This is a genomic window from Bartonella sp. CR84HXZ, from assembly GCF_042194535.1.
GTDB classification, from domain to species: Bacteria; Pseudomonadota; Alphaproteobacteria; order Rhizobiales; family Rhizobiaceae; genus Bartonella; species Bartonella grahamii.
The window spans coordinates 1-12,068 of sequence record NZ_JBHIMY010000022.1 but is presented as its reverse complement, the minus strand read 5'-3'; the positions used below and the strand labels follow the sequence as shown (position 1 = coordinate 12,068).

5 protein-coding genes are annotated in these 12,068 nt (G+C 36.6%); 1 reads left to right on the top strand and 4 read right to left on the bottom strand.

The annotated features are described in order from the left end of the window. Positions 1–839: 839 nt before the first annotated feature. Positions 840–2,987 carry an autotransporter outer membrane beta-barrel domain-containing protein gene (locus ACFIKD_RS08190; protein ID WP_375647710.1) on the bottom strand — a complete coding sequence of 716 codons (2,148 nt, stop codon included), beginning with the start codon at positions 2,985–2,987 and terminating at the stop codon, positions 840–842. A 73-nt stretch (positions 2,988–3,060) separates the two neighbouring features. Here ACFIKD_RS08190 and ACFIKD_RS08185 point away from each other — a divergent pair, with 73 nt between their 5' ends. Next, entirely contained in the window at positions 3,061–3,603 is a 543-nt protein-coding gene (locus tag ACFIKD_RS08185; protein WP_375647709.1) for a hypothetical protein, read from the top strand. 258 nt (positions 3,604–3,861) lie between these two features. Here the strand turns inward: ACFIKD_RS08185 and ACFIKD_RS08180 are convergent, their stop codons facing one another. From ACFIKD_RS08180 to ACFIKD_RS08170, 3 genes are all read right to left on the bottom strand, one after another. Then, complete coding sequence (locus tag ACFIKD_RS08180) at positions 3,862–5,079, bottom strand: autotransporter outer membrane beta-barrel domain-containing protein (RefSeq protein ID WP_375636407.1); 1,218 nt, start codon at positions 5,077–5,079, stop codon at positions 3,862–3,864. Between the two features lie 146 nt (positions 5,080–5,225). Continuing rightward, on the bottom strand, positions 5,226–7,637 hold the full coding sequence (locus ACFIKD_RS08175; RefSeq protein ID WP_375647707.1) for an autotransporter outer membrane beta-barrel domain-containing protein: 2,412 nt from the start codon (positions 7,635–7,637) through the stop codon (positions 5,226–5,228). Positions 7,638–8,310: 673 nt separating this feature from the next. Further along, complete coding sequence (locus ACFIKD_RS08170; RefSeq protein ID WP_375647706.1) at positions 8,311–10,788, bottom strand: autotransporter outer membrane beta-barrel domain-containing protein; 2,478 nt, start codon at positions 10,786–10,788, stop codon at positions 8,311–8,313. Positions 10,789–12,068: the final 1,280 nt, after the last annotated feature.

Genomic DNA, 12,068 nt, shown 5'->3' with positions numbered 1-12,068 from the left:
TAGAGAAATGTTAGAAAATCCTATTCCCTAACTTTTATTTACGCGTCCCTCACTGTAAAAAAGCTGTATAAATACAGCAAGTTATTTTTACATAAAACTTACATGTTATCCGTGAATGGTATAACGGTAAATCTATAGAGCACCACGATTTTTACGCTTCATAAAGGAGTAAGCTGGTGCATATTTGCCAGCTCGTGGGTGTTGCTACAGCTCTTGGCACTTGAGACGGTTCATCAGGGGCATTTTTAATCCTTTCTTAATAGTTTTTTATCCACAAGGGCTCTTCCCGCTTGTAACTTGCAAGAGACATGATTTTGGTTGATTCAACATGGAACAGGTCTGAAATGAAAGGATCTTACGCTATTCTGGATTCTCATTTAACATGCAAAACAATGAACAATCTTTATAAATCAATATTTTGTCTTATGGTGGAGTTGGTGTAGCATTGAGATTTTAGAGGAAAAACACGCTTTTAAGAATTTATAACAGATAGCAAGTTTTTATAGCAGGTATATTAAATGTACATCATCTAAAATAAATGGAGCGTCTACAGCGAAGAAGGGGCTAACTTTTTTAAATCCGCATGAATGCTTATTCTGTTGTGCTGTAAAAACATCATCGCTTGAGGTGTGGTGTAAGACATAAAACTTTATGCATGGGGTGTTTTGATGAGAGAATGCTATGGTATTCAGTTTTTTATTCAATATGCAAAAGAAAAGTTATAAGTCAAAATCTTCTTTAATGTGATAATGATTTTTGAGAATTTAAAAAATATAAGTTTAAATAAAAAAGCAGCACTTTGTGCTGCCATTTTATTTAAGTTAAAATTAGCTTCTGCTTTAGAAACGATAACGTATCCCGCCAGACAAATTGGTGCCAGATACACCGGCTTTTTGCAGTTTTTGCCGATAGCTGATATCAGCGTTTAGTACGATATTTTGAGAAAGATATGCATTCACCCCCATGCCTCCCTCAACTGAAGAGCCGGTAGGATCAACATGAAAGGTATCAGCAATTTTTATTGTTTTTCCATCACCAAAAGTTCTGATAACATTTACTTTACCATAGAAGGAAACAGCCTTACTTTCTTCAACAGCCATTATAGTTTTTGTTAAACGTCCACCAATACGCATCAACCATTGATGCGGGTTTCCCATGTCTACTTTTAAGCCATCGGCATCTGAGAAGATATCAAACATGAGATTTTGATAAATGAATTGTGCTTGTGGTTCAAATACCAATCCTTTTGTGTTGGTCGCTAATTTCTGACCAATGGTTGCAGATATATTAAGCATCTCCGTACCATCCAGTTGTGCGGCATTTCCAACAAGAGCTGTGGTAATATTTCCTTTTAACTTTCCGTAAGAAAGAAGGGTGTTTACATATATACCATTGCTATGTTGGATGCCGCTGTAAGCGGCAAGAGACCATTTATCAAGTGTCGTCTTTTCAGAATCTTGCATCTCTTTTGGCGTAAAGGCAAGTTTCCCGTATGTTCCTACAAAACCAAAATGTGTGCTTATGTCTTTGCCTTCCAAGGCGGCTAATATGACACCCAGTTGTAAAGCAGTATAGTTTACATCAGCACCATAACCATAATGCAGTGGATCGCGGTTGGAAGATAAGGTGACTTTCTCGCCGTAGGAAGAGAAAAAGATACCATTCTTTTTATTGTCTTCTGCCCCAAATACTGTTGTTCGCATATTGTCTAACAACGTGTTTTGATTGTTTACATCAGTAAATCCAGCAGAAAATAAAGTATTAGATATGGTTAAATAGTTTGCTACCTGTGGTAAAAGTGCTCGAACTTTTTTATCCTTATCAATGTAGGCATTCTGTAAGCGGAAATCCCAGAAATTACTGTTCTTACCAAAAAGATTTTGGCTCTCATGAGATGTCCCAGGTTTATAGCTTGTAAGTACATACTTATAAGGCTGTTTCCCTATTGTCATATAGTTTCCTGATAACGTGAAGGAATTTTCGTTTGCTTGTCCGGAAACTTGAATGATTGAAATCCCATGTGTCCCTAAAGGAAGTGACGCCATGTCTTCTCCCCAAACAGCAGAGCTATCGGTTATTTTTTTATCTGTTTCTTGGAGATTGATGTGAACAACAGTACGGCCTGAGACATCGCCATTAATCACAATGCGATCGGTCTGTTGCTCCGTGATAGGAGAATGTTTATCCCATTGAGTATTTACATAAATTTCTGCAACACCTGTTGCACTATAAACCGCTGTTGTATGAGCTGTTCCATCTGCTTTCGGAAGATTAGGTCCTATAAACAGAGTTTGGTAATGTCCCTCCATTGGCTTGTCAAACATAATGACACTATCTGTAAGGCGCAATCCAGAAAGGTTAGAGTATGATTTTTCATCAACACCAAACTGTACATGGTCATCTAAAACATTATCATTATTTCCAGCGTTTTTATTCGCCTTTAAAAGCCATTTCGTCCCCTCTTTTAGATCAAAAACAGTTCTATTATCTTTAGAAGTTTTTACTCGACCTTCTAAAGAAGAGTGGTTAGAAACCAGTGTAAGGGTGTTTGTGAAAGCATTTTCGTTTTTTATATTTTTTAATAAAATATCGGCATGAATTTCTGAATTTTTAAGGCTGACTTCACCGTTTATGTTTATTCCATAAAGGTTGATACCCCTACCATGTTCAACGAAAATCTTTGTATTCTCTAGAATTACTTTATCGGCAATATTGGCTAAATCTTGTTCTTGAACGGCGTTGGCATTCCTTTCAGCATTGCGTGTATATCGTTTTCTAGGGGCATTATACGGATTGTTGCGGAAAATAATACCGTCCGCTTCATGATTGCCCGTGACATGTACGCTTGAATCTTTCAGTTTGATTGTTCCTTCTATGTTGACCAAACCAGCTGTTTCTGCTGTTACAGTAATACCTGTAGCATCAATTTCTCCACCATCTGATACACTCAATGCAACAAAACGCGCATCAACTGTTCCCCCTATCATGTTGACTTTTGAATTATTTCCCTCTGCATGTACAGCAAAACCATTGTCTTGAATTTTTTTGTTATGTAGCGTTATGGTCTTACCGTTTTCAGCCTCAACTCTAGAGCTTATATCCTCAATTTGTGTAGACTTTTCAGGTTGTTTTATTGGTGATATTGGTTTTTCAAGCTCTGATTTTTCAGATATTTTTTGTGCAGAGGCAGATTGTACGGGCGCTGGTTTTACAGATTTTGGCGGTACCGATAATGCTGGTTTTCCAGTTTCTGGTCTTAAAGATATTGGCTGTGCGAGTTCTGGTTCTTTAGGCGTTGGCGATAGCTCTGTTGTTGGTTTTGTAAGTTCCACTCTTGCAGGTTCTAAGTTTATAAGTGTTGCTCGTAAATTCGGTGCAGGTTGTGGAGGTTCTGACTCTGAGGATACAGCAGAATTTTCGGGCATTTTTTTTCTGGAAGAGTCTGTAGAAGAAGTGAAAACACCTGAACGTCTTCTAGATTTTACTTCCATTCCTGCTGTTGGAGCTATTTCTGTAGTTGGAGATTTTGTAAGAGGAGAGGTTATGATCGTTCTTGTAGAGCTAGATGTTAAAGGTGGATATGAAGATGATGCATTTGAATGAGCGGGTTGTGGAGACGGGAGATCTATCGTAGGTTGTGCATTCGTATCATGAAGATCATAAGACAAGCTGGTGGAAGAATAAAACAGAACTCCAGAAACTGTGTATAGTAAAAAACTTTTTTTCATATGGATGTATTCCTAAATATTTCCCCTCTCTCAATAAAAGATAAAACTTTGACCTCATTATGTTTCTTTTGTAAGAGACAAAACGAAACATAATGAGAGTGCTTTATATTTCAAGATAGGAATACCAGTATTTTTAAAAGTGATAACGCATTCCAGCGGAAATATTTATTGCAGATATGCCATCTTTTTTAAATTTATGTTGATAGCTGAGATCATTATGAAACTCGATATTTTCAGATAAGTGCGCTTGAATACCAAAACCACCTTCGATTAAAAATCCCATAGCAGCAAGCGGAAGGTTTTCACTAAAAGTTTTGATCGCGTTCAGTTTGCCGTAGAAGGAAAGGGCATGGCCTTTGTTTTGCGTCAAACGTCCGCCAATACGGAGCAACCATTGATGAGGTTTGCTTATGTCTATTTTAGAGTTATCGTCATCTAAGAAAGAGCCAAGCATGAGACGCTGATAAACAAGTTGTGCTTGCGGTTCTAGGATTACACCTTTCAAACTGGTTGACAGTTTTTGACCAACAGTTGCAGCGGCCCCTAATGTTTTACTATTATTTACTTTTGAGGTATGTTTGATGAAAGCTGTGGTGTTATTTTCTTTGAAAATTCCATAAGAGAGAAATGCACTTGCATAGAGGCCACTGTCATGTTGAATATTTCCATATGCGGTGAGTGACCATTTATCAAGCATTTTCTTATGAGAGCTTTCTTTGTTTTTAGGAGTAAAAGACAATTTCCCATATGTTCCGAAAAGACCAAAATTGCTGCTGATATTTTGATCGTTTAGCGCTATTAATGTTGCCCCTGCTTGAAATGCAGCATAGCGAATATCTGCTTGAACACCATCTTGTTTTGCTTGAATGCTGGAAGAAAAGGTGCTCTTATTGCCATAAGTGGATAAGAAAACGCCTCTCTCTGGATGATCTTTGGGTTCAAACATTGTTATTTGCATATTGTCTAACGAGATATTTTGATTGTTGACATCAGAAAAACCGACAGAAAACATCGCGATAGGCATGACTAAAGAGCTTTCTTTTTGTGGCGTAAGAATTGTTCTTTTTTCTGCCAAATCAAGAGAAGCAGAAGTTGCGGCTGCTTCATTATCTGTAAGTTTAGAGGTGCTTTCGGTATCAGCGGTAGCGGTTCTCCTAACTTTTATGGGTAATTTCACATGAGCTTTTGCGGATGTGTTAAGAGTCGTTTTCGATGCTTGTGTTGGTGTGTTTATTAAATCAATGGTATGGCGTGTTTGAGGGTTTAAGCCAGAAGCGGTACTGGTAGACGTAAAATTAAAAGAAGAGAAAAACAAAGCACAAGCGGCTGTACATAAAAGATTCTTATGCATAGAGATGTTCCTTAAGATATTTTTCTTTGTTTTGCTAAAAATGAACCACTTTTTGACACACTACAATTTTTGTAATGTAGTAAAATATAAGCAGCACTGTTTTCATCTCAGCGCTGCTTATGCGTCAAAATAGAGAGCTAAGATTTCTAAAAGCGATAACGCATTCCACCGGAAAAATTAATTCCAGAGATACCAGCTTTTTGAAGTTTATGTTGGTAATTAACGTCAGCATGAAGTGCGATATTTTTAGAAAGTTGCGCGCTAATGCCAAGCCCACCTTCAAGGGAAGAGCCCATAGAATCGAGATAGAAAGATTCAATAACATCGATAGTGCGCTTTTCACCAAAAGCTTTGATGACATTCAATTTACCATAAAAAGAAAGAATACGATCTTTTTCAATGGGAAGCATTGTTTTCGTTAAACGCCCTCCAATACGGACCAACCATTGATGAGGGGTCTTTATATTAACTTGGAAGCCATCAATATCTGAAAGAGTGCCAAATGCAATGTGTTGATAAATAAGTTGTGCTTGTGGTTCAAAGGACACCCCTTCAATACCAGTTGCTAGTTTTTGTCCAACGGTAGCTGATATATTTAATGTATCCGTATTGTTTAACTCTGTGGTGTTGCCGATAAGGGCTGTTGTAATATGTCCGTTTAAAATGCCGTAAGAGAAAAGTGCATTAACATAGAGACCATTGTCATGGTGGAGGTTCCCATATGCCGTAAAGAACCATTTATCTAGTATGCTTTTGTCAGAACCTTCCATATCCTTTGGCGCAAAAGAAAGCTTTCCATATGTGCCTAAAAGACCAAGATTCGCGGTCATATTTTGATTTTCTAACGTTGCTAATGTCATGCCTGCTTGGATAGCAGCATAACGAACATCTGCACCATAACCATATTCCAATGGACTACGGCTGGAAGATAACGTCATCTTGTTTCCATAAGTTGATAAGAATATCCCTTTCTGTTTATGACCTTCTAATCCGAAAACTATTGAGTGCATATTATCCAATAGTGTATTTTGATTGTTTATATCAGCCAAGCCAGAGGAGAATATTGCATTATGCATAACCAAATAGCTTGCCATTTGAGGAACAAGAGCTTTGATCTTTCCTTCATCATCGAGAGTCGCACTTTGCAAGCGAAAATCCCAGAAATTCTCATTTTCTTCCAAGGGAGCTTGTCCATTGTTTTCTTTTTTAAGGGATGATGCATTGGTATTTTGTGCATCTTTCTGTTTTGATTCTTGTGATATTCCGCTTAAATGACTTTGTGTCTTATCGGCTGTCCCACGGCTGGATGTTGGTCCATAAACATTGAGTATGTATTTATAAGGTAAGCCCTCCATTGTGGTGTAGCCATGGGCAAGTTTGAAGGAATCTTCATTTGCTTGCCCAGAAACTTGAACAAGTGAGAGCCCACGCATATTCAAAGGAATTGAATCTTCTTCATCATCGAATGGTTCTGCATGCTTTGAAAGATTGTTGAAATAGATCGTTGTGGTACCTGAGACATCACCATGAACGAGAACACGGTCAGTTCTTTGTTGTTCTTTTGTAAGACCATTACTCCATTCTGTATTAAAGTAAATTCTTGCGTTGCCCAATGCATTGTAAACCGTTGTTGCATTGGAGTTTCTGTTTTGCTCTGCTTTTTGTGGATGTTTTCCTACATGCAAGGTTTGATAATGATTGTCTGCTAGTTTATGCGGCGCATTAAATATGATAGAGCTATTATTAAGGTTTAGGACTGAAACGATAGATTGTGCTCGTTTTTTAAGATCAAGGAGCTTATAATCAAATAGACTAAAACTATTTTTCAACTCAAATAGACTAATTTTTAAATGCCACTTGCTGTTATTGTTTAGGGTGAAAACCGTTGTATTTTGAGGAAGCGTTTTTGCTCTTCCTTCCATAATCGAATTATCAGCCTCTAATGTAAAAGTAGCAGGTTGAACCTCGAAGAAGGGTGAGACTTCATTTTTTAATAACATATCAGAACGAATTTCTGAGTTTTTAAGGTACACTGCATTCGTTTTGGGATAATAAGGTCCGAAAATACCTACACCGTCGTTTACAAGAAGTTTTGTATTATTAAGGATTGCTTTGTTTACAACTTCTTCTCCTTCTTTTATTGTAGAACTTGAAATATAACCAAAATTGATACCATAGGCTCTGCTGTGGCCTATGACCTTTAATGTTGAATCTTCAATATGGATTGTGCCGTTTGTGAGTGACAAACCATGCCCTTCTGCCTCTCCCACAATTCCTTTGGCATTAATTTGACCACCTGACGTTGCAGAAAGCAAAGTAAAGCCTGAGTGCATTATTGAGTTTGTAATGGTAATATGACCTTTCTTAGCAATCACGGCATCATACTTACCACGAACAAAAACATTATGAAGGCTCTTCTCTTCTCCATTAGCTACTTGGACCGTAGGAATCTCAAGAGGTTGTTTATTTGCATAAGTTGGAGCAAAATGAGAAAAAATGAAAGTTCCAGCAATTGTACATAACAAAAAATTTTTCTTATAAATATATTTCTTACACATAGATATGCCTTTAGTATTTGGTATGCTTTGATGCTTACTTCATTCCCCTGATGGCGCAAGTACCCAATCAGTTTTTATATCATTATATTTTTATTGTAAACAACAAAACGAATATTATGCTTTGTTATTTATCGTTTAAAAATTGGTCTTAGAAGAGCTTTTAAAATATAAAGCGCAATGCAGCGAAGATGGATTTCAGAAAACCTAGCTTGATAAGTATTTTTGTTTTAAAGTGCTAAGGATCAAAATATTTTGCAAGGATGTTTATTGCTTAAGGCTGTTGTTATGAAAACTCTACAAAGTTTTTGGAGAAGATTTGTTGTGCATTTACAAAAAGCTTTCAGTTGGTTTTCTTGTATATAGAATTATTCACTATGAATTTTTTTGATGTAAAAAAGCTAAAATATTTTGTATTTTTTATCGATATACAACAATTTTTATTGAATCCATTCGATTTTTATAAGTCAAAAAGGCGGCTCTCTTGAGACTTCAACAGTCATTGAGAGATAAAGAATTTTGTTGCATTTGGTTTGAATGAAACTAATCCTTTAAAGAAAGCTGTATAGAAAGAACCGTTATTGATGGCTCTTTCCTATAGATTGCAAAAAAGCAGTACATTCGTACTGCTTTTTTATTAAAAATGAATAGACTATAAATTGTTTTTTGCCTTTTCTTAAAACTGATAGCGTATTCCGCCTGAAAAGCTTGCTCCAGATATACCAGTTTTTTGAAGCTTATGTTGATAGTTAACATCAGCATGAAGGGCGATATTTTGTGATAATTGTGCATTCACACCAAGTCCACCTTCAACAGAAGCTCCCATAGAATCAAAGTGGAATGATTCACCAATCTGTATGGTGTCATTGTTAGAAAAAGCTTTAATAATATTCAATTTACCATAGAGAGAAAGAATACTGCCTTTTTCAATAGAAATCGTCGTTTGTGTTAAGCGCCCACCAACACGCACTAAGTATTGATGAGGATTTCCCATATCTACATCAAAGCCATCGACATCTGAGAATGTGCCAAGCATGAGACGCTGATAAACAACTTGTGCTTGTGGTTCAAAGACCAATCCTTTTGTACTGGTTTCGAACTTTTGTCCAATGGTCGCCGATGCACTGAATGTATCAGCGTTTTTCAATTCTGCAGTCTTTCCTATGAGAGCTGTGGTGATATCTCCCTTGAGCATTCCATAGGAAAAGAGAGCATGGATATATGTACCATTATTATGGCGCAGTCCACTATATGCAGAAATTGACCATTTATTGAGTGTACTCTTGTCAGCACCTTCCATATCTTTTGGGGTGAAAGCTAATTTCCCATATGTCCCGAAAAGACCCAAATTGGTGGTTATGTTTTGATCTTCTAGAGCTACTGATGTAAAGCCTGCTTGTAAAGCAGCATAGTGAATATCGGCACCATAGCCATATTGCAATGGCGTACGGTGAGAGGATAATGTCATCTTATTGCCATAAGTCGAGAAGAAGATTCCTTTGTTTTTATGATCTTTTTTCTCAAAGCCTGTTTCTTGTATCGTGTTCAGTAAAGTGTTTTGATTGTTTACATCAGCCAGTCCAGCTGAGAATAGTGCGTTAGGCATGGACAAATAGCTTGCCACCTGAGGAACGAGAGCTCTGATCTTTCCTTCATCATCGAGCGTTGCACTTTGCAAGCGGAAATCCCAGAAATTCTGATTTTCTCTCAAATGGTTTTGTGTGCTCCCTATTTGCTCAGAATTTGGTGTTGATTCACCTTTTATATTATCCTCAATCTTTAAAACTACACCACCTAATACAACGGGGGTCGTGTCGGTTTTTGAGGACTTTTCTTTTGATTGTTGAGTTACTTCTCCTAAATGGCTTTGTGTGCTCTCTGCTTTTCCAAGACGTGATGTCGGTCCATAGGCATTTAAGACATATTTATAAGGCAAACTGCCCATTGTGACATAGCCATTTGCTAGTTTGAAGGCATTTTCATTTGTTTTTCCAGATACTTGAATGAGCGACAGTCCACGCATATTCGCGGGAATAGAAGCTTCTTCTTTTGATGGCGCACCTTTTGAAAGACTATTGAAACTAATTGTTGTGGTGCCTGATACATCTCCATGGACAAGAAGGCGGTCAGTTTTTTGTTGTTCTCTTTTTAAACCATCACTCCATTCTGTATTGAAATAAATCCTTGCATTGCCTACTGCATTATAAACGGTTTTTATAGCAGGATCCCTGTTTTCGTGTGGATTAGGGAGCTCAATCGTTCGTCCTACACTCAAGGTTTGATATTGACTCTTTGCCAGCCTATGTGGTGCATTAAACACAATAGAGCTATTATTGAAGTTCAGTACTGAAACGGTAGACAGTGCTCGTTGCTTAATATCATGGAGTGCATAATTAAATGAACTAAAATCACGATTTATGTCGTATTGACTTACATTTAAATACCATTTGCTATTGTTATTTAAATTAAAAACAGTTGTATTTACTGCTAAGGTTCTTGCTCTTCCTTCCATAATCGAATTATCGGCGGTTAATACAAAAGTCACAGGATGAGGATCTGAATCTGTTTTCTTTTTTACATTATTTTGTAATAGTACATCAGAACGAATTTCTGAATTTCTAAGTTGAACCTCGGCAACAGACTTTGAAGATGATGGTCCTAAAATACCGACACCATTTTTCACAAGAAGTTTTGTATTGTTAAGAATTGCCTTATTGATAACTTCTTCACCATCTTTCAGAAAATAATCTAAAATGCTATGAAAAACAATACCGGATTGTTTTTTGCTTTCTATGAATGAATCTTCAATGTTAATGATACCGTTTGAAATCGATAGACCAGTATACAGGGCATTGGCTTTTACTTCTTTAGCATTAATACGTCCACCTTGTGATACAGCAAAAGCAAACGAAGCTGAATGTATTGTTGAGTTCGTAATTGTGGCAATTGCTTTTTCAGAGGCGTGCACTGCGCTCAATCCATTGCGGATAAAAACGTTATTAAGAGTTTTTTCTTCTCCTTTTTCCAGCTTAAACTCACTAATAATTTCAGGAGGTTGTCTATTTGCATAAGTTGGAGCAAAATGAGAAAAAATGAAAGTTCCAGCAATTGTACATAACAAAAAATTTTTCTTATAAATATATTTCTTACACATAGATATGCCTTTAGTATTTGGTATGCTTTGATGCTTACTTCATTCCCCTGATGGCGCAAGTACCCAATCAGTTTTTATATCATTATGTTTTTATTGTAAACAACAAAACGAATTATAGTTATGGTGTTCTCTATGATTTGAAGTTTTTCTTAAGAAAAACTTTTTAATGATCATAAGAAGTCGGGAAAAATGGATTTCATAAAACCTAGCTTGGTCAAGCTTATGCTAAAAAACACTATGAAGTATGATATTTAAAATTGTCTATTAAGGATAATCGTTATAAAAGCTCTATAGCGTTGAGATGTATTATTTTGTGCACTCACCAAAACGATCAGCAAATTTTCTCTGCTATAAGAAGAAGAGATGAGGGGGCTATTCACAGGCTTTCTTTAAAGAGACTTTTCCTTAAGGGTAGCAAAGCCTATTTCGCGACGGTGGTTATGAATGTTATAACGCTAAAGCCATAGAGTCTCATCATCTTTACGCTTACGAAGGAGCAAGCTGATACCTTTACGCTTAATAAAAGAGCAAGCCCATCACACACTTTGCTAGCTCCCAATGTTTGTGACAAGCTCTTGGTTCTTGAGACAGTTCATTATAGGGCTTCTTAAGCTTTTCTTATATAACTTTTCTCCACACGCTAGCCCCGCTTGTAACGTGCAAGAAAATTTTTATTTGATTCAACATGAAACAAGTTTGAAATGAGAGAATTCTACGATATTCGGGACTCTCATTTAACATGCAAAATAAATAATTATCTTTATAAATCAATATATTGTATGGAATGAGAGGGATAAGCATTGTCAAAATGCTTTGCCTAAAAAACGCTACATGGAAATATAAATGAATCCTTACAGGTGGTGTTAAGCTAATGGATTGAAGAAACAGATTAAAGGTATGAAGAGAGAGCTTCTTTTATCATTATCTTTTCCAATGTTGTTTTCTTTATATTGTTTAAAAATACACTTTGCTTAGCTTTATAGACAAATTCGATAATGAATATGCCGCGCGGCTCGTGTAAATGGGAGAGAAGAAGATCATTGAGGAGAAAAGAAAAAAGTTTCAGGGGATAAGAATAGTAGCTTATATAGATTAAAAAAGGCAGCATATTGTGCTGCCTTTTTTGATAAAATGTACAGAATAGCAATACGCTTCTTGTTACAGCCTTTCCTTAAAACTGATAGCGTATTCCACCTGAAAAGCTTGCACCACTTATACCAGTTTTCTGAAGCTTTTGTTGATAGCTTACATCACCATGAAGGGAGAAATTGTGAGACAGT